Genomic DNA, 19369 nt, shown 5'->3' on the forward strand with positions numbered 1-19369 from the left:
CGACCGGCTCAGGCACCCGCCTGCGGGTCCTGCGGTGCGAACTCGGTGACCTGGCTGATCCACGGCGCCTTGTAGCTGCCGAGCTGCATCTTCTGGTCGTCCCAGGCGCCGAAGCGCGGGTTGACTTCGATCTTCAGCTGCTTCGACGCCTTGGTCAGCGCCTCGCCGACGACCTGCTGGCCTGCGGGGGTGCCGAGGTCCGCGCCGAGCGCCTCGGCCAGCTTCGGGAGCAGCACCTCCTGGCGCATGTCGCCGTCGATCTGGTCCGGGGCGACCCAGCGCTGCTGGAGCATCATCGCCCGCAGCTGCTCCTCGCCGCCGTACTGCGCGCGGCCGGCGGTCCGGGCCTCCTGGATCTCCTTGCGGGTGACGGTGACCCCGGCGTCCTCGGCGGCCTTGTCCAGGATCCGGCCGAAGATCAGCCCGTGCAGCTTGGCACGGTTGAGCTGGCCCGACTTGTTGACCAGCTGGGTGGCCTCGGGCGAGCTCTCCTGGGCGGCGCGGACGTCGGCCGCCTGGGCCTGGACCGACCGGACCTCGATCCGCTCGCCGCCCACGACGGCCGCGGCACCGGGGTGGGCCTCGTTGCCGCAGGCGGCCAGGAGTGGGGCCGCGAGCAGGGTTGCGGCGGAGACGGCGAGCGCGGTGCGACGACGGCGGTGCAAAGGAGCCTCCCGTGGAGAGTTTGTGCATCGGTGCACAAGCCTTGCGGTGACCGATGTTAGGCAGTGGATGTGATCGGTGCCACTGATTCGACCAACGAACTGATCCGACCAACGATTCGGAGGAGTTGGGGTGTGGTGCGGCGGTGGCCCCGGACTCAGCCGCCCCGGACGTCCTGCTGATGGCTGAGTCGGCGGCGCAGGTCGACGGGGAGGGGGTGGTGAGGCCCGTACGTGCGCTCCGCGTCGTACAGCAGGGCCTGGAGCTGGGCGCGGCCGGCCGTGTGGTCCCCGACCGCGAGCAGGAGCTGCCCGATGCGGTGGCGGATGTCGAGCGCCCGGCCGGGGTCGGTGGTGACGGCCCCGTAGGCGTTCTCGTAGTACGGGAGGACCGCGCGGTACTCGCCGAGCGCGGCCGTGGCCTCACCGAGCTGCTCCAGGCACTGGGCGGCGTCGTATCGGAACTGGAGGACCTGGATGTCGGCCGGTCCCGTCTCGGCCGTGCGGTCCTCCGCGAGGCGCCGCAACTCCGGGAGGGCGCGGCGGTACTGCCCGTCGTCCATCAGCGTCGCCGCGTACTGCTTGCGCAGGATGCGGACGACCGGGGAGTGCTCGCCGTGCTCGGCGGCGGCCGCCGGGAGGATGGCGCCGAGGATGTCCACGGCCTGGGTGATCCGGCCCTCGCCGAGCAGCTTCTTGACCTCGTCCACGGCCTGGGCGACGTCCGGCCGGGCGGGCGGCGGGGTGAAGTCGACCGGCGCCGTGAGCGGCGGGGGCGGGGAGAGGAGGGAGGCGACGGCGGGCCAGGGGGTGGTGCCGGCCTGGGCCTGCGACGGTACGGAGACGGCTGCGGGTACGGGCGCGGAGGCCGGGGTCGTGGCCCGGTCCGGCCAGGGGGCGTGCGGGCGCAGGAAGGGGCGGGTCGGGTCGAGGGGCCCGGCGGGCGTCCCGTGCTTGGGCAGCAGCGGGGCCAGCTCCTCGTACACCTCCTGCGCGGAGGCGGGCCTCTCCTGCGGGTCCTTGGCGAGCAGCCGCAGTACGAGCGCTTCCAGGGCTGCGGGGACCTCGGGCCTGCCCTGCCGGACGGGGACCGGCGGCTCGTAGAGGTGGCGGTGCAGGACGCCGAGGGCGGTGGACCCGGCGAACGGCACGTCCCCGCTGAGCAGTTCGTGCAGGACCACCCCGAGGGCGTACAGATCGGTGTACGGGCCGACCGCGCCGCCCATCGCCTGCTCGGGGGCCATGTAGGCCGGGGAGCCGATCGGTGAACCGGTGTGCGTGAGGCGGGTGGTGTCCGTGTCGAGGACGGAGGCGACACCCAGGTCGAGGACGGTGAGGGAGCCGTCGGGCCGGACCATCACGTTCCGGGGCTTCAGGTCGCGGTGCACGATCGGCACCGCGTGCACCGCGCACAGGACCGCGCAGAGCTGCGCGGCGACCGCGACGGCCCAGGGCCACGGGTACGGGTCCTGCTCGGCGAGGTGGTCGGCGAGGTCGGCGCCCTCCACGTACTGCATGACGAGGAAGAGGTCGTCGCCGTCGCTGCCCGCGTCGTGGACGGTGACCAGGCCGGGGTGGTCGACCTGCGCGGTGACCCTGCACTCGCGGACGAACCGGCGGCGCAGCTCGTCGGCGGCGTCGCTGCCGGTGGGCCCGGCGACCCGGTCCGGGCGCAGCAGCTTCACGGCGACGCGGCGGTCCAGGCGCTGGTCGTACGCCGTCCACACCTGGCCCATGCCACCCTGGCCGAGGATGGTGGCCAGCTCGTACCGCCCGGCGATGACCCGGTTGCTCACCGGCCTTCGCCCTCCTTGCGGAGGTAGTCGCTGAGCTCGTCCAGCTCGGCTCGGACCTGGTCGAGCCGCTGGGGCGCGGGGATGGGCGGCGGGGTCGGGACGGTGTACGGGTTCGGGGCGGGCGGCGGCGTCGGGTGCTGGGCCTGGGGCTGGACCGGCGTCTGGTTCTGTACCTGGGCGGGCGGGTGCTGGTGGACGGCCGGCCGGTACGGGGTTGTCGCGGGGCCGGGCACCGGCGTCCGGGTGTCGTGCGGTCCGGGCGCCGCGAAGTGGCGTGTCTCCATGATCAGGTAGTACGTGATGACACCGACCAGGATCGCTATGAGCCACCCGACCCCGATCAGCGCCTGGGCGTCCGTCATCTCGTCCTCCTCGGGCAGGGCCGCGAAGAACGCGAACAGGCCGATGGTGAGGACGACCGTGACCGCGAGCAGCCACCAGTCACGGGGTTTGCGGGTGACGACCGCGAGCCTCAGCATCGCCACCCACCCGAGGAACCCGCAGCTCAGCACGGTCAGCACAACAAAGATCGCGCGCAGCGTGGTGAGCGTCCCCGAGGACGGCCGGGGCGTCGGCGGCTGCTGCGGCGGATAGCCGTAGCCGTGCATGTGCTGCTCCTGGGAGGCGTACGTGAGTCGGGCGTGTGAGGTGAGCGTATACACCGCCGCCGACAGACCGTCCCCGGTTGTGCCCAACCGTTGCCCATGAGGTCACCGGGGCGTGACCGTACCGTCCGTCAGCCCGTCGTACATCCCCCTCACCAGCTGCCCGCCGAGCCGTCCCGCCGTCCGCAGGGCGTCCTCGAACGCGGCGAGCGCGCGGAACTGTTCCCCGTACCGCTGCTGTTCGGCCAGCGGCAGCCGGGGCAACTGGAGGCGGCGGGCGTCCAGCCGCGCGGCGGTGGAGGCGTAGCTGCTGGCCTGCCGGTGGTTGGCGGTGCCGCGGAGGAACCCGGCGAGGAACCAGGGGTCGATGGCGGCCGGGTCGGGGCGCAGGAGCTGGAGGTTGCGGCCGAGCACGGCGCCCGCGGTCGCCTCGTCGACGACCCGGGCGACGGAGCCGCCGCCGAGGACGGGGACGATGACGTCGCCGGGTTCGAGGAGGACGGGGTCGTCGGAGACGGTGGGGGTTCCGCTGCCGGCGGGGGCCGGGGCGGGGGTGCCGGAGGGGGCCGCGCCCGCGAGGACGTCGTGCTCGGTGAGGACGGAGGCAGTGCCTGTGCCTGTGCGTGGGGCTGTGCCCGTACCCGTACGCAGCAACAGTGCTCCGGCGCGGGCGAGTTCGCCGACCGTGGTGAGCGGCCAGTGGGCCGGGGCGGCGAGTTCGGCCGGCGGCGGGGTGAGGTCGGCGGTGAGGCGCAGGGTGTCACCCAGCCTCTCCCGTACGTCTTCGAGACCGGCCGCTCCGCCCCGGGCGGCGGGGCGGGGCAGATGGCGGGCGGGGGCCAGGTCCACGTCGTCGTCGAGGAGTTCGATGACGGGCACGACCCGGCTGACTCCGGGGTGGTCCGCCCGGTCGCGCCAGGCGTCGAGTACGGCGGCGTGCACGGCGGGCCAGTCCAGCCGGTCGCGGCCGCCGCTCGTCTGCGTTCCCGTCGCCGCACCCGGTTCGGCGGGGTCCGTGGTGTCCACGAGGAGGAGTTCGGGGACGGGGCGGAGCTCGCCGCCCGGCTTGCGCAGGACCCAGAGGTGGAGCGGGATGCCGTACGGGGGTGCGGCTCCGGCCGGCAGGGCGATCACCGCACGCAGGGCGCCCCGGCGCAGGAGGTCGGCCCGGATGCGGCGGCCGGAGCGGCGGGAGGCGGCGGCGGGCGGCATCAGCAGGACGGCGGTGCCGCCGGTGCGCAGGCGGGCCAGGGCGTGCTGGACCCAGGCCAGTTCGGACTCGGTGCGGGCGGGGAAGCCGTACTCCCAGCGCGGGTCGTAGGCCAGTTCGTCGTGGCCCCAGTTGCGGTCGTTGAACGGCGGGTGGCAGAGCACGGTGTCGGCCGCGAGTCGCGGAAAGGCGTCGGCGCGCAGGGCGTCGCCGCCCCGTACGGTCCGGGCGGGGGTGTTGCGCGGCGAGCCGTCGCCGTGGAGGGCGAGGCGCAGGGCGGTGAGCGCGGCGAGGGCGGGGTCCGCCTCCTGGGCGAGGAGCTCGGCGGGCCCGGCGACCGCGCGCAGCAGCGTCCCCGTACCGGCGGCGGGGTCCAGGACGCTGCGGACAGGCCGTCTGCCGCCCGGCGGGTCCGTGTCCTTGCCGGTCTCCGCGAGGGCGGCCATCAGCTCGGCGAGGCCGCGGGGCGTGAGCGTGTACTGCCGCGGGTTGGCGTCGAGTTTCCGGCCGAACAGGAACTCGAAGGTCTGCCCGGCCCCGATCCCGGCGGCCAGCTCGGCGGCGGCGCGGAGGAGCGGGACGGAGGGGAGGAGGGCGTCGGTGGAGGGGGTGGGGACAGCGCGGGTGGTGTGAACGGCCGACGGGCTGTGAACAGCCGAGGCGTCGCCGAGAACGCCCGCAGCCTTGCGAACTCCTCCAGGGGCGGGCGGACCAGCGACCGGTGAACCGACGGCAGGCCGGTCGGCAGAGGGCCGACCGGCAGCGGCAGCACCGCCCATCGGCGGCGCCGCGCGGCCCGGCGGGACGGGGTCGCCGCTGCGGGCCCGTACCTCCGCGTCCGGGCCGAGCCGGGCACCGAGCACCTCCTCCATCGCGTGCGGCAGCACGGCGGCCATCCGCTCGTCGGAGACGGCGGTCAGCTCCAGCCACGCGGTCGGCCGGTCGCGGACGAGCAGCAGGGCGCAGCCGGTGTGGATCAGGGCCGTGACCGCGCCTTCCGGGTGCCCGGTCACCTGCTGCCAGACACGTTCACGGAGCGGGACTTCTGCGAGTTTCCCCTGGTCGCGCAACCACCGCTCCACGTCGGGCAGCGCGAAGGAGGGGCTGGTCTCGGTGCCTCCGACGGGCTTGGGGAAGTCGGCGTGGCGCCGCCGCCAGTTGCTGACGGCGGCCCGCCCCACTCCCGCGAGACGCGCGATCCCCGCCGCGGTCACCTCTGTCGCCTGCTCCGGCACTGACTGTCTCCCCGCTTCGCCCGCGCTGCCCGGTCCGCCCGGCCCGCACCGTCCAGGTCTGCTCACGTCGTCCGACGCCGTCAAGCCGTCCGACACCGTCCGACGTCCTCCAGCGCTGTTCACGCTGTGTCGCGAGCATAGCGACTTACTCGGACGACACCCAGGAGCAGCATTACCCGACCCGTCACGCGTGAACGATGTTGACTCGGTTCACAAGCTCTGCTCTTATTGCCTCGTTCACACACCTGATCACCTTCCTCGCCCATTCACCGGAGCTTCGCCATGCGTCTCGTCACCCGTATCGCCGTCAACACCGTCTGCGCGACGGCTCTCCTGGCCCTCGTCTCCTGTGGCGCGGGCGCCGACAGCGGTCCGTTCGGGGACCTTTCGGGGCCCGAAGTCGCCAACAAGGCGCTCACCACGACGAAGAAGGCGGAGTCGATGCGGCTCTCCCTCGACATGGACACCACGGACGGCCGGGTCAAGGCCGACTTCTCCAGCAGCACCTCCGGGGAGTGCACCGGGACCATGGCCATAGGCCCGAAGGGGACCGTGGAGATCATCAAGACCGGCGACACCGTCTACACGAAGTACGACGAGGCTCTGCTGCGCCAGGAGAGCGAGGGAGAGCCCGCCGAGGAGGTCGACGCGGCGGTGAAGCTGCTGGCGGGCCGGTGGATGGAGTCGAAGGCGTCCGACCCGGACACCAAGGACATGATCGAGTTCTGCGACCTGAAGGGGCTGTTGAAGAGCATCGAGGCGAACGACACCGAGGCGCGGAAGGCGGGCGAGGCGAAGGTCGGCGGAAAGCCCGCCCTGCGGCTGACGGAGAAGGACGGCAAGGAGACCCACACGTTCCTGGTGGCCGCCGAGGGCGACCCCTACATCCTGCGGATCACGTCCAAGGGCGGCGAGGAGCCGATGACGCTGAACCTGTCGGAGTTCAACCAGCCGGTCCTGGCGAAGAAGCCCGCAGCAAAGGACATCGTCGACCTGGGACAGTGAAGTCGGCCCAGGTGAGGTGCGCTCCCGGTGAGGTGCGCTGCCGACTGAAGCGCTCTCCTGGGTGAAGTTCACCTCGGAGGCGGGCAGGACGCGGATGGTCCGCCCGGGGAAGCGCAGGTTCCGGTAGATCTCGTCGTGGTGGGCGATCGACGCCCCCGGCGCGGCGTACGGGCCGGGGGTGTGCGGCACGGGCAGCCACGCTAACGCCGACGGGTCGCTGGCGCACCGGAGTCACGTACCGCCGGATCCCCCGGGCGCCACCTCACCGCCAAGGGCGCGACCTCACCGCTGGGCCGCCCCCTCACACCCGGTGCCGCACCCACACGTTCGGCTCGGTGTAGACGGCGTACCCGTGCGTCGGCGAACAGTGCACCGGCACCAGCGCGCCCGGCACCTCCACCGGACCCTCCGTGTCGAAAGGCAGCCCGGTCCACCCCCGCCACTGCTCCAGCGTCCCGCTCACCGTCATCGACACCGGGGCCACCGAGTCCACGACCCCGCCGGCCCGGACGTGGACCCGCAGCCACGGGTCCTCGGGCAGCCCGTCCTCGGCTCGGGTGAGCCGGACGTACTCCTCCATCGACAGTGCGGCCCGCAGGTGCTTGCCGCTCGGCCGCACCGGGGCGACGACCTCGCCGAAGCCGTGCCGCCCCGCGTTCTCCCGCATCGCTGCCAGCATGCGGCCCGAGATCCCCTTGCCCTGATGGCCGGTGGCCACCGTGATCTCCAGCGCACCGACGGTGTCGGGGGTCCGCCCGCGCCGCAGGTCCGAGAACGCCCACAGCAGCATCCGGTCCCAGCCGCCCACGGGCAGCTTGCCGCGCCCGGGGGCGTTCAGCTCGAAGGGAACGCTGTAGGCGCGGGCGACCACGCTGCCGTCCGGGCCGGTGGCGACCAGGACGTACTGCGGGAACTCGACGGCTATCCGCCCGAAGCTGGCCCAGCCGACGATGTCCTCCAGGACGAACTCCGGCCAGTTGTCCGGCATCCGGTCCAGGGCGTCGGTGAGCTCGGGGCGCTCGGCGAGCGTGGTGATGTGCAGTTCCATGCGGCCGATGCTAACCAGGCGGCACCACCTGCGACCAGGGGTTTTCCACGCGCCGGGCCCTGGGGAGGTCCGCCCGGCGACACCCGCCAAAAGCCCCGGGACCCACCGCGACCCGGCGGGAACCATGAGGTGTCCATGTCGCGTCCCCACCCGTGACTTCGTACCCCGAGCGCCACGCGATGAGGAGCAGCCCCATGAGCCAGCCAGGCAGTACGCCGCCCCGCCCCCGGAGAGGAGCCGGGTGTCTGCAGAGCCTGTTGGTGCTCGCGGTGATTCTGGGCCTGGGCTACGGCGCGTCCAAGGTGTTCGGTGACAAGGACTCCTCCTCGTCGTCCTCGGCGTCCTCGTCCCCTTCCTCCGCCTCGGACGGCAAGGGCGGTTCGTGGGAGGTCGGCGACTGCGGAGGGCCGGACCCGGAGAACAAGCCGGACGGCTACCGCGCGTTCGACTGCGACGACGCCGGGGCGACCTTCGAGGCGCTGGAGATCAAGAGCGCCAGCATCATGCCCAACGCGATCCAGTGCCCGGCCGGAACGGACTTGATCATCCAGGTCTCCCGGGTCTTCGGCTCCGGCGACAACAAGAAGAGCAGCGGCATCCCCACCAACACCGTCTGCGGCCGCAACCTGACCGGTGACCACCCCGGGGACGCGGGCGCCGGCGGCGGACAACTGGTGAAGGGCGACTGCATCACGTCGACCGCCAAGGAGATCGCCTGCGCGTCGGCCGGGCCGGACGCCTTCAAGGTGCTCGACCTCGTCAAGGAGAAGGAGGAGTGCCCGGCGGCGACCACGGAGCCGATGCAGCTGATGATGGCGATGGGCCGGCCGTACAACGTGATCTGCGGCGGCAAGGTCTAGGGGCGTCCGGCGGGACCACGGCCCGTGGTCCCGCCGGGCGGCCGGCTCACCCCCCGCACTGGGCGAGCATGGCCTGCTTGTCCGGAGCGGTGACCGGGAGTTCGTACTTCAGCGAGACCTGGGCGAACCGCACCGCGTACGAGCAGCGGACCGGCTTGTACGGCGGCAGCCAGGCGGCCGGGCCGGAGTCGCGCTTGGCGTTGTTGGCCGGGCCGTCCACCGGCAGGAGGTTGAGCGGGTCGTTGGCGATCTGCTGCCGCTTGGTCTCGTTCCAGCGGGCGGCGCCCATCTGCCAGTTGTAGGACAGCGGCATCACGTGGTCGACCTGCACCTCGGTCGCCCGCTGCTTGCGCCAGTCGATGGACTTGCCGGTGTAGGGGTCCTTGAGCTTCAGCGAGACGACGACGCAGTCGGAGCCCGAGCGGTGCTCTATGTCCTTGCCGTCGCGGGCGAGGAGGTCGTTGCGGGTGTCGCAGCCGTTCCGGGCGAGCGGGATGCCGTCGATCCCGTCCTTCCACGCGGAGCCGAACTTGCTCCGCTCGTAGCCGGTCTTCGGACCGCGGCCCTTGGTGGCGACCTTCTCGATGATCTTGCGGGCGGCGGCCCGGTCGGCGTCGCCGGTGAGAGGCGCCAGGCCCGGCTTCGTACCGTCGGGGTTGTCCAGCGGGCTGACGCCGAAGCCTTCGGCGGACTGTGCGCCGCCGTTCGCACCGCCGCTGGTGCCGCCGCCGCTCTCCGCCGCGAGGTCGTCGGGGTCGCAGCCGGCCAGGGCGAGCACGACGAGGGCGCTGAGGGCGGGCAGGGCCGCCGCTCGGTACGTACGGGGAGATATCACGTGAAGCCATCCTGACGGGGAGAAAGCCGAACGCTCAGAATCCTATGGGCGTCTTCCCCGTCGAGGGTGCTTTCATGACTCGCCTTCAGCCGTTCCGCCCCCCGAGGGCCGGGAGGGGGACGGGGCCTCGCACTCAGTCCATGAGCGCTCAGACCTTGCCGATGCCGAGCGTGTTCTCACCGGGCAGCATCCCCGAGCCGATGATCTCCAACCACGGCTCCCCCAGCAGCTCCGCGAGCCGCACGCGCCCCTCCTCTCCCAGAGCCCGCCACGGCGCGGCGGCCTCCTCGTCGGTGCGCAGCTCCACCTTCGCGCGCAGCTCGCGCCCGGCCTCCGTGGCCGTGCCGTCCGCCGCCAGCAGCCCGCGCTCCTGGAGCCGGCGCCGAGCCGCGCCCCACTCCTGCTCGCCCCAGCCACGGCTCGCGAAGACCTCGGGGCGGGCGGCGCCGACCGCCGCGAAGGAGACCAGCGTCTCGACCGGGTCGAGACCGGCCGCTTGGAGCGCGGCGATGTGCCCGTCGCCCCGGTGCTCGCGCAGCACGGTCGCCGCCTGCCAGAGGGCGAGGTGCGGGGCGTCCGGCCAGGGCAGGGCGGAGTTGGCGGGGCCGAGGGCGCCCAGGGCACCTGGGGTCGTCGACTCCGCCGCCCGCCGAGCCAGCGCGGCGGCCTCGGCGAAACCGGCCCCCTCCACCCTCCGGTCCCCGAACAACGCCCGGTAGGACCGGTCGACCGCCCGCAGCCGGGCCGCGAGCACGGCCTGGGGCGGGGCGGTCGCCCAGCTCGCCGGTACGTACCGCGCCACCGCCGCCGGGGCGAAGCTGTGGAACGTCCGCACCACCTCGTCCGCCCCGGCCGCACCGAGCGGAGCCGCGCGCCAGGCGAAGTAGCTCGCCCAGCGTTCCTCGGTGTCGTACCCCAGCGCGGCGGCCTCCCTGAAGGCCTCGGGTGCGTAGTACAGGACGGCGTGCAGGGGCTCCAGGAGGTGCCACATCTGCCGCACGCGCGCCGCTTCGCCGGTCATGATCTCCGCCTTCTCTCCCCGCCCTTCCCTACCGGGAAGCGCGAATCTTGCCAGTGACTAGATTGAGTCTCCAGCATGCGCGCGCCGCCAGAACTTGTCAATGACTAGATGACGGCTAGGGTGGCGTCATGAGCAGCAGCGAGCGCGAGCGCACCTACCACCACGGCGACCTGCGGCGCGCCATCCTGGCCGCCGCCCTCGACGTCATCGCCGCGAACGGTCCGGCCGCCCTGAGCCTGCGCGACCTCGCCCGCCGGGCCGGCGTCTCGCACGCCGCTCCGGCGCACCACTTCAAGGACCGCACGGGCCTGCTGACCGCCGTGGCCGCCGAGGGGTACGCCCTGTTCGCCGACGCCCTGGCCGGGGCTCCGGACCTGCGGGAGCGGGGCGTCGCGTACGTACGGTTCGCGGCGACGCACCCCGCGCACTTCCAGGTGATGTTCCAGCCGGACCTCTACCGCACCGACGATCCGGAGCTGCTCGCCTCCAAGGCGCGGGCGACCGAGGCGCTGCGCGCGGGCGTGGCGGACCTCCCGCCGGGCGGCCGGGGCGGGGACGACCGGCTCGCGGGGGTGGCCGCCTGGTCCCTGGCGCACGGCTTCGCGACCCTGCTGCTCAGCGGCAACCTGGCGGAGGCGATGGAGGGCCGGGAGCCGGATGCGGTCTTCCGGTCCCTCACGGGCCTGATCTTCACTCCTGACAGCCGGGGCGGCGACTGACGACGAACGGACAGCCGCCCCCTGGCCGGTGACCTCAGCCGGTTTCGGGCGTGAACTCGTACCGCACCTCGTACAGACGACCCGTCTCGGCCATCACCGTGGCCCACGGTGGGCCGGTCGTCGTCGCTGAACACCACCCGCAAGGTGCGCAGGACCGGCAGGTCGCCGGGGAGGCGGAGGAGGCGGTACCGCGTCGGCCCCGCCGGAATTCCGGCGGGGCCGACGTACAGCGGACTCCAGACTTACGACCCCAGGATCGTCGTCAGGAACTCCCCGGTCCACGACAGCAGTTCGCGCCCCACCACCGGCTTCCCGCCGATCTTGCCCGTCGTCGGGCGCGGGACCAGGATCTGGTGGGCGGTCGGCTTGATGACCGTCTTGGGGTGCAGGCGCTTGAGGCGCAGCTCCTGGGATTCGCGGAGATCCACCGGGGCGAAGCGGATGTTGGAGCCCTGGAGGACGATCTCGCCGACTCCGCAGGCGCGGGCCAGCATGCGCAGGCCGGCCACCAGGAGGAGGTTCTCGACCGGTTCGGGCAGGGGGCCGTAGCGGTCGGTGAGCTCCTCGCGGACCGCGCGGATGTCGTCCTCCGAGGTGGCCTGGGCGATCGAGCGGTACGCCTGGAGGCGCAGCCGCTCGCCGGGGGCGTAGTCGTGCGGGACGTGCGCGTCGACCGGGAGCTCGATCTTGACCTCCAGCGGGGGCTCCTCCTCCACGGAGCCGTCCATCTGGGCCCGGTAGTCGGCGACCGCCTCGCCGACCATGCGGATGTACAGGTCGAAGCCGACGCCCGCGATGTGGCCGGACTGCTCGCCGCCCAGCAGGTTGCCCGCGCCGCGGATCTCCAGGTCCTTCATCGCCACGTACATGCCCGCGCCCATCTCCGTGTGCTGGGCGATGGTGGCCAGGCGCTCGTGGGCCGTCTCCGTCAGGGGCTTCTCGGGGGGGTAGAGGAAGTAGGCGTAGCCCCGGTCTCGGCCTCGGCCCACCCGGCCGCGCAGCTGGTGGAGTTGGGAGAGGCCGAAGTTGTCGCCGCGCTCCACGATCAGCGTGTTGGCGTTGGTGATGTCGATGCCGGATTCCACGATCGTCGTGGAGACCAGGACGTCGAACTTCTTCTCCCAGAAGTCCACCACCACCTGTTCCAGGGCCTGTTCGGACATCTGGCCGTGTGCCGTGGCGATCCGCGCCTCCGGGACGATCTCGCGCAGGCGGGCGGCGGCCCGGTCGATGGACTCGACCCGGTTGTGGATGTAGAAGACCTGGCCCTCGCGCAGGAGTTCACGGCGGATCGCCGCGCCGATCTGCTTCTCCTCGTACGGGCCGACGAAGGTCAGCACCGGGTGGCGCTCCTCCGGCGGGGTGGTGATCGTGGACATCTCGCGGATGCCGGTGACCGCCATCTCGAGCGTGCGGGGGATGGGCGTCGCGGACATCGTGAGGACGTCGACGTTGGCGCGGAGCTTCTTCAGCTGCTCCTTGTGCTCCACGCCGAACCGCTGCTCCTCGTCCACGATGACCAGGCCCAGGTCCTTGAACTTCGTGTCGGCCGAGAAGAGGCGGTGGGTGCCGATCACCAGGTCGACCGAGCCGTCCTTCAGGCCTGCGAGGGTTGCCTTGGACTCCGTTTCGGACTGGAAGCGGCTCAATGCTCTTACGTTGACCGGGAATTGGGAGTACCGCTCGGTGAACGTGCCGTAGTGCTGCTGGACCAGGAGCGTCGTCGGGACCAGGACCGCCACCTGCTTGCCGTCCTGCACCGCCTTGAACGCCGCCCGGACCGCGATCTCCGTCTTGCCGTACCCGACGTCGCCGCAGACCAGCCGGTCCATCGGGACCGTCTTCTCCATGTCCTCCTTGACCTCGGCGATCGTGGAGAGCTGGTCCGGCGTCTCCGCGTACGGGAACGCGTCCTCCAGCTCCCGCTGCCACGGGGTGTCGGGGGCGAAGGAGTGGCCGGGGGCCGCCATCCGGGCCGAGTACAGCTTGATCAGGTCGGCGGCGATCTCCTTGACCGCCTTCTTGGCCCGCTGCTTCGTCTTCGTCCAGTCGGCGCCGCCGAGCCGGTGCAGGGTCGGAGCCTCGCCGCCCACGTACTTGGTGACCTGTTCCAGCTGGTCGGTCGGGATGTAGAGCCGGTCGCCCGGCTGGCCGCGCTTGGCGGGGGCGTACTCGACGAGCAGGTACTCACGCGTCGCGCCCTGGACCGTGCGCTGCACCATCTCCACGTACCGGCCGACACCGTGCTGCTCGTGGACGATGTAGTCGCCCGCCTCCAGCGTCAGCGGGTCGATCGTCTTCCTGCGGCGGGCCGGCATCCGGCCCAGGTCCTTGGTGGCGGTGCGCTGGCCGGTCAGGTCCGTCTCGGTGAGCACCGCCAGCTTCAGCGCCGGGTCGACGAACCCCTGGTCGATCGCCCCGCAGGAGACGTGGACCACGGAAGGGGCGATCTCGGCGAGGTCCGGCACGAAGCGGGCCGCGATGCCCTCGCCGCCCAGCACCTCGACCGTACGGGTGGCGAGCCCCTGGCCCTCGGTGACGTACACCGTGCGCCATCCGTCGGCCAGCCACCCCTTCGTGTCGGCGAGCGCCCGGGCGGTGTCGCCCCGGTACGCCTCCGGGGCGTGCATCGACAGCTTGAGCGTGTCCTCGTCGTGGTCGGCGTCCTCGGCCGCGAACGGGGAGGTCGACCACCACATCATCCCCAGCTCACGGGCCCTGTCCCGGACGTCCGCGATGCTCCGCAGCGAGGCCGCGCCCACGTCGATCGGGGCCTCGCCGCCGCCCGCCGTCGCCGCCCACGACGCCTGGAGGAACTCCTGACTCGTGGCGACCAGGTCGGACGCCCGGGTCCGGACCCGCTCCGGGTCGCAGACCAGCGCCATCGACCCCTTGGGCAGGACGTCGAGCAGCAGCTCCATGTCGTCGACCAGGACCGGGGCCAGCGACTCCATGCCCTCGACCGCGATGCCCTCCGCGATCTTGCCGAGCAGCTCGCCCAGCTCCGGGTGCGCCTCGGCGAGGGCCGCCGCTCGCTCCCGTACCGCGTCGGTCAGCAGCAGCTCACGGCAGGGCGGTGCCCACAGCCCATGGTCCGCGACCTCCAGGGAACGCTGGTCGGCGATCTTGAAGTACCGGATCTCCTCGACGTCGTCGCCCCAGAACTCCACCCGAAGGGGGTGCTCCTCGGTCGGCGGGAAGACGTCCAGGATCCCTCCCCGTACGGCGAACTCGCCCCGCTTCTCCACCAGCTCCACCCGCGCGTACGCGGCGGCCGCCAGCGCGTCCACCACTTCCCCCAGGTCCGCGTTCTGCCCGCTCGTCAGCGCCACCGGTTCCAGCTCGCCGAGCCCCTTGACCTGCGGCTGGAGCACAGAACGGACCGGCGCCACGACCACCGAGATCGGACCCGTCTCCGGGTCGTCCTCGCGCGGGTGCGCCAGGCGCCGCAGCACGGCGAGGCGGCGGCCCACGGTGTCCGAGCGGGGCGAGAGGCGCTCGTGCGGCAGGGTCTCCCAGGACGGGAACTCCGCCACCGTGTCCGGCGGCAGCAGCGTCCGCAGGGCGGCGGCCAGGTCCTCGGCCTCCCGGCCCGTCGCGGTGACGGCCAGCACGGTCCGGCCGGTCTGCCGGGCCAGCGCGGCCACGGCGAACGGCCGGGCGCCGGGCGGACCCACCAGGTCGACACGCATGCGGTGGCCGTCGGCGGCGGCCTTCACCGCCTCGGCGATCGCCGGGTCCGTTACGACGACATCCAGCAGACCGTGCAGGCTCATAGGGGCATCCGTCCGGGTCATGAGGTGATGAGATGTTCCCGGCAGCCGGCTGCTGCCAGGGGGCAACGCGAAGAGCCCGACACGTGGGACGAGCCGGGGGTTCCCAGACTACGACCCGCCAGTGACAGCCGCTCCCCGCGACCAAACGCGCCGGTGTACCGGGCGGGCCCGGTGGGGGGTCGCCACGGCACGTCATTGACGGTCTACGCGCGGAGCAGGGGGCCCGTACACCGCCTCCGCAGGGCATCGAGCAGCTGGAGGGGCTCACCCAGATCCGTAACCGGATCGACGACCTCGCCTTCTTCGCCCGGGACGAGATCCTCTCCGTGGAGCCGTACCCCGGCTCTCCCTGGAGAACATCGCCCGCTCCGGACCGCTGGACCTGCGCTGCCTCAGACGCGGCGTCCGGATCCGCAACGTCGTCTCCAGCGTCGCCCTCCAGGACCGGCCGACCGCCGCCTGTCCACGGAAGCTGTCCGAGCACGGGGCGTCGATCCGGGTCACCGCGGACACCACCGAACGGCTCCTCGTCTACGACCGCCGCGCCGCCCTCGTCCCGCTGGCCTCCCGCTCCCGGCCCCGGCCCACCTCCGGGTGGCAGCACGGTGACCGGGGAGCAGGGCGGGCGGGCCGTCACCCGAGGTCCGGTTCGCGCGGGGCACCCGATGCGGCGGCCTGGGCCGTACGACGCGTTCGGCGGCGTCCGGCGGGCGGTCGTCGTGTCCGTGCTGCACACGTGCGGCCGCCCGTGCAACAAGCTGACGGGGCGCGCCGTGACCGGCGGGCCCTGTCAGGGAACCGGGTGGAGCATGGGCGGGGAACGGAGTCGGCCCCGGGGCGTTTGGAGGAACGTCCCGGGGCCTGCCGGTCATCCTACGGTGAACCTCTGCTGCTCAGGGGCTCGTCGAGAGGTGCCTCAGCCGTCCGTCGCGATGGCGTTGAGCACGTTCATCCGGCCCGCCCGGAAGGCCGGGACGAGTGCGGCGAACAGTCCGACCAGCGCCGAGCAGGCGAAGACCGTGAGGATCGTCGGCCACGGGATCTCCAGGACCTCCAGACCCTCCAGCGCCAGCAGCTTCTGCGCTGCCGTGCCCCAGCCCATCCCCAGGCCCAGTCCGAGCAGCGCACCGAAGAGGGCGATGACCACGGACTCCAGGCGGATCATGCGGCGGAGCTGGCGGCGGGAGAGGCCGATGGCCCGCATCAGGCCGATCTCCCGCGTCCGTTCGACCACGGAGAGGGCGAGGGTGTTGACCACACCGAGCACCGCGACGATGATCGCGAGGGCGAGCAGGCCGTAGACGATGTTCAGCAGCTGGCCGATCTGGTTCTTCAGGTCCTCCTTGAAGTCGGCCTGGTTCTGCACCTTGTAGACCGGATACTCGGCGAGCGCGCTCTTGAGGGCCGCGTACGCCTCCTTCTCCTTGCCCTCCTCGGCCTTGCCGAACATCGCCACGTTCTGCGGCATCTGGTCGGCGGCGATGTAGGAGGTCGCCGTGATGATGTTGGTGTACATCGCGCCGCGGTCGATGTTGGTGTCGTCGGAGGTGATGGCCTCGACCTTCAGCTTCGCGCTCTCCCCCGACTTGAACGCGACGGTGAGGGTGTCGCCGACCTTGACCCCGTGCTTGTCGGCGTAGTCCTCGCCGACCGACATGGCGTTCTTCCCGTACGCCTTCGCCAGGTCGCCGGAGAGGGCGGTGCGGCGGACGTCCTGCTGGTAGGTCGGGTCGGTGGCGGTGATGCCCTCGTCGACCGTCCTGCCGTCGGGGGCGGTGATCTTCGCCTTGATGTACGTGTAGTCCGTCAGGTGCTCCAGGCCGGGCACGGCGTGCAGGGCCTCGGCGGCCTGGGGCACGATCGGACGGCCCGCACCGCTGTCCTGGACGATGAAGTCCGCGCCGACCGACTTGTCGAGCTCCTCGGTGGCCGAGGCCACCATGGAGGACCCGACGACGGAGAGGCAGGCCACCAGGGCGAGCCCGATCATCAGGGCCGCGCCGGTCGCTCCCGTACGCCGGGGGTTGCGCAGCGCGTTGCGCTCGGCCAGTCGGCCGACCGGGCCGAAGAGCCGCAGGAGGACCACGCTGAGGACCCGGACGACGACACCGGCCAGCAGCGGGCCGATCACGATGAACCCGATCAGGGTCAGCAGCACACCGACGGCGAGGAACCCCGAGCCCTCGGTGGCCTTGTCGGCCTGCGTCGTCGCCCACAGAGCGGCGCCGCCGGCCCCCGTGAGGACCAGGCCGATCGCGGCCCTGACCCAGCCGGACTTGGCATCGGCCGGGGTCCCGGCGTCGCGGAGGGCGGCCATCGGGGAGACCCTGCCGGCCCGGCGGGCCGGGATGTACGCGGCAAGGACGGTGACGACGACGCCGAGCACGAGGCCGGTCACGGGGGTCGTCCAGGCGACGGTGAGGTCCCTGGTGGACAGCTCCATGCCCACGGCGCCCATCAGCTTCATCAGCCCGACGGCGAGTCCGATACCGGCGGCGACACCGAGCACGGAGCCGACGATGCCGAGGAGGACCGCCTCCAGCAGCACGGACCGGTTGACCTGCTTACGGCTGGAGCCGATGGCCCGCATCAGGCCGATCTCGCGGGTGCGCTGGGCGACCAGCATCGAGAAGGTGTTGACGATGAGGAAGATGCCGACAAGGAAGGCGATCCCGGCGAAGCCGAGCATCGCGTACTTCATGACGTCCAGGAAGGCGCCCATGGAGTCCTTGTTGGCATCGGCGGCCTCCTGCTGCGTCTGCAGCTTGTACGCGGCGGAGCCGTCGAGGGCCGCGGCCACGTTCTGCTTGAGCCGGGTGTCGCTGACGCCGCTCTCGGCGGTCACCAGGATCTGGGTGAAGACGTCAGGGGCGCCCAGCAGGTGCTTCTGGGCGGTGGCGGTGTCGAGGTAGACGACGGCCGCGCCCGGGTTGGTGACGGTGAAGGACGCGATACCGCTGATCTTCGCCCTGATGTCACCGGTGACGGCTATGGTGCGCAGCTCGTCGCCGATCTTCAGCTTGTGCTTCTTCGCGGTGTCGCCGTCGACCATCACCTCGGTGGGACCGCGGGGTGCGTGGCCGGAGGTGATCTCCATCGAACGCAGGTCGTTGTCGGTCCAGTTGCTCGCGATGGTGGGGGCGCCGGTCTCGGAGCCCATGTTCTTGTTCTCGCTGTCGACGACGGTCACCGCCATGGAGAAGGCGGCACCCTCCGCCTTCTCCACGCCCTCGGCCTTCTCGACCTGCTGGACGAGCGAGGCGGGCAGGGAGGCGGGCTTGCCGTTGTCGGGCTGCTCGTCGTTCTCCTGGGCCTCCTTCGGGCTGACCGTGACGTCCGGGGAGGACACGGCGAAGAGCTTGTCGAAGGTGGTGTTCATCGTGTCGGTGAACACGAGCGTGCCGCAGACGAAGGCCACGGAGAGCAGCACCGCCACCGCCGAGAGGGCCATCCGGCCCTTGTGCGCGAAGAAGTTGCGCATCGAGGTCTTCCAGACAGTCATGACGTCCGCCCACGTGCGTCGAAGTGCTTCATGCGGTCGAGGACCTGGTCCGCGGTCGGGTTGTACATCTCGTCGACGATGGAGCCGTCGGCGAGGTAGAGCACCCGGTCCGCGTAGGAGGCGGCGACGGGGTCGTGGGTGACCATGACGATGGTCTGGCCCAGCTCGTCGACCGACTTGCGGAGGAAGGAGAGCACTTCGGCCCCGGCCCGGGAGTCCAGGTTCCCCGTCGGCTCGTCACCGAAGATGATCTCCGGCTGGGCGGCTAGCGCCCTGGCGACCGCGACGCGCTGCTGCTGACCGCCGGAGAGCTGGGTGGGGCGGTGCTTGAGGCGCTCGGCGAGCCCGACGGTCTCCACGACCTGGCGCAGCCAGTCGGCGTCGGGCTTGCGGCCCGCGATGTCCATCGGCAGGGTGATGTTCTCGATCGCGTTGAGCGTCGGGAGCAGGTTGAACGCCTGGAAGATGAAGCCGATCCGGTCGCGCCGGAGCTGGGTGAGCTTCTTGTCCTTGAGTTTGGTGATCTCGGTCTCGTCGAGGAAGATCTCGCCGGACGTCACCGTGTCGAGCCCGGCCAGGCAGTGCATCAGCGTCGACTTGCCGGAGCCGGACGGCCCCATGATCGCCGTGAACTGCCCGCGGGCGATGTCCACGTCGACGTGGTCGAGCGCGACGACCCGGGTCTCCCCGCTGCCATAGGCCTTGACGACCTGCCGCGCTCGCGCCGCGACGGCCGTACGCCCTCCAGTGCCCCCGTGCCTGGGAATGGTTACAGCCGTTGTCACGGTGTGTCTCCTATGCCAATTGATGACGTGCCGGTCGATGCCCTGCCGGTTGTCGGCCGGACCATGTCGATGGATGACGGGACGTCGTTGAGTACGGTCCAAGTCTGGGTTCAGCAAGCTGTCCGGCGCGATGGTGCCCAGCGCAGTTTTGAGGTGGGGTTTTCCCCACCTTCCCCCCTGCTGCCGGCCCCAGGCGCGACGTAAGAACAGGTTAAGGAAACGCCCCCGCTCTCCACGTCCTCCGCCGGGAGGAAGAGGCCCTGGCCACTATGAGGGGGTGCCCCCTAGGGGGAGTCGTCCTCCGGGGGGA

Annotated in this window: 13 protein-coding genes and 3 pseudogenes; 4 read left to right on the forward strand and 12 right to left on the reverse strand. The window is 72.0% G+C overall.

Annotated elements, in window-relative coordinates; translation table 11 throughout:
* Positions 1 to 8: 8 nt before the first annotated feature.
* The 4 genes from AMK21_RS18685 to AMK21_RS18700 form a co-directional block, all read right to left on the reverse strand.
* On the reverse strand, positions 9 to 665 hold the full coding sequence (locus AMK21_RS18685) for a SurA N-terminal domain-containing protein (protein WP_073879360.1): 657 nt from the start codon (positions 663 to 665) through the stop codon (positions 9 to 11).
* Between the two features lie 155 nt (positions 666 to 820).
* Positions 821 to 2458, reverse strand: coding sequence for a serine/threonine-protein kinase (locus tag AMK21_RS18690; protein WP_073879362.1), 1638 nt, complete (start codon positions 2456 to 2458; stop codon positions 821 to 823).
* Positions 2455 to 3066: a hypothetical protein gene (locus AMK21_RS18695; protein ID WP_073879364.1), complete on the reverse strand. Its 612-nt coding sequence runs from the start codon at positions 3064 to 3066 to the stop codon at positions 2455 to 2457. The genes AMK21_RS18690 and AMK21_RS18695 overlap by 4 nt, the downstream gene beginning before the upstream one ends.
* Before the next feature lie 102 nt (positions 3067 to 3168).
* On the reverse strand, positions 3169 to 5508 hold the full coding sequence (locus AMK21_RS18700; protein WP_073879366.1) for an N-6 DNA methylase: 2340 nt from the start codon (positions 5506 to 5508) through the stop codon (positions 3169 to 3171).
* A 282-nt stretch (positions 5509 to 5790) separates the two neighbouring features.
* Here AMK21_RS18700 and AMK21_RS18705 point away from each other — a divergent pair, with 282 nt between their 5' ends.
* Positions 5791 to 6513 carry a hypothetical protein gene (locus AMK21_RS18705; RefSeq protein WP_073879368.1) on the forward strand — a complete coding sequence of 241 codons (723 nt, stop codon included), beginning with the start codon at positions 5791 to 5793 and terminating at the stop codon, positions 6511 to 6513.
* A gap of 45 nt (positions 6514 to 6558) precedes the next feature.
* On the opposite strand, the pseudogene AMK21_RS36110 reads toward AMK21_RS18705, so the two are convergent.
* Both AMK21_RS36110 and AMK21_RS18715 read right to left on the reverse strand, forming a co-directional pair.
* Positions 6559 to 6690, reverse strand: a pseudogene (locus tag AMK21_RS36110) (cysteine hydrolase); the annotation flags it as partial.
* A 124-nt stretch (positions 6691 to 6814) separates the two neighbouring features.
* The gene (locus AMK21_RS18715; RefSeq protein ID WP_073879370.1) at positions 6815 to 7561 is read right to left on the reverse strand and encodes an N-acetyltransferase; all 747 of its coding nucleotides are present in this window, start codon (positions 7559 to 7561) and stop codon (positions 6815 to 6817) included.
* Positions 7562 to 7755: 194 nt separating this feature from the next.
* Here AMK21_RS18715 and AMK21_RS18720 point away from each other — a divergent pair, with 194 nt between their 5' ends.
* Entirely contained in the window at positions 7756 to 8421 is a 666-nt protein-coding gene (locus AMK21_RS18720) for a hypothetical protein (RefSeq protein WP_073879372.1), read from the forward strand.
* Between the two features lie 46 nt (positions 8422 to 8467).
* Here the strand turns inward: AMK21_RS18720 and AMK21_RS18725 are convergent, their stop codons facing one another.
* Both AMK21_RS18725 and AMK21_RS18730 read right to left on the reverse strand, forming a co-directional pair.
* Complete coding sequence (locus AMK21_RS18725; RefSeq protein ID WP_073879374.1) at positions 8468 to 9256, reverse strand: HNH endonuclease family protein; 789 nt, start codon at positions 9254 to 9256, stop codon at positions 8468 to 8470.
* A gap of 148 nt (positions 9257 to 9404) precedes the next feature.
* Positions 9405 to 10277 (reverse strand): SCO6745 family protein, encoded by an 873-nt coding sequence (locus AMK21_RS18730; protein ID WP_073879376.1) that lies wholly within the window; start codon positions 10275 to 10277, stop codon positions 9405 to 9407.
* 128 nt (positions 10278 to 10405) lie between these two features.
* On the opposite strand from AMK21_RS18730, the gene AMK21_RS18735 reads away from it, so the two are divergent.
* Positions 10406 to 10996, forward strand: a complete 591-nt coding sequence (locus AMK21_RS18735) for a TetR/AcrR family transcriptional regulator (RefSeq protein ID WP_073879378.1) — start codon at positions 10406 to 10408, stop codon at positions 10994 to 10996.
* A 34-nt stretch (positions 10997 to 11030) separates the two neighbouring features.
* Here AMK21_RS18735 and AMK21_RS36115 read toward each other — a convergent pair.
* Both AMK21_RS36115 and mfd read right to left on the reverse strand, forming a co-directional pair.
* A pseudogene (locus tag AMK21_RS36115) lies at positions 11031 to 11187 on the reverse strand (GntR family transcriptional regulator); the annotation flags it as partial.
* Between the two features lie 51 nt (positions 11188 to 11238).
* Positions 11239 to 14772, reverse strand: coding sequence for a transcription-repair coupling factor (gene mfd / locus AMK21_RS18740; RefSeq protein WP_073879380.1), 3534 nt, complete (start codon positions 14770 to 14772; stop codon positions 11239 to 11241).
* 185 nt (positions 14773 to 14957) lie between these two features.
* Here mfd and AMK21_RS36120 point away from each other — a divergent pair.
* Positions 14958 to 15355, forward strand: a pseudogene (locus AMK21_RS36120) (helix-turn-helix transcriptional regulator); the annotation flags it as partial.
* 333 nt (positions 15356 to 15688) lie between these two features.
* Here the strand turns inward: AMK21_RS36120 and AMK21_RS18750 are convergent.
* Both AMK21_RS18750 and AMK21_RS18755 read right to left on the reverse strand, forming a co-directional pair.
* A complete protein-coding gene (locus AMK21_RS18750; RefSeq protein ID WP_073879382.1) occupies positions 15689 to 18274 on the reverse strand; it encodes an ABC transporter permease in 2586 nt (861 codons plus the stop codon).
* Positions 18271 to 19059: an ABC transporter ATP-binding protein gene (locus AMK21_RS18755; protein WP_073879384.1), complete on the reverse strand. Its 789-nt coding sequence runs from the start codon at positions 19057 to 19059 to the stop codon at positions 18271 to 18273. Before AMK21_RS18755 ends, AMK21_RS18750 begins: the two co-directional genes overlap by 4 nt.
* Positions 19060 to 19369 lie beyond the last annotated feature (310 nt).

Source organism: Streptomyces sp. CB00316 (assembly GCF_001905595.1).
Lineage (GTDB): Bacteria > Actinomycetota > Actinomycetes > Streptomycetales > Streptomycetaceae > Streptomyces.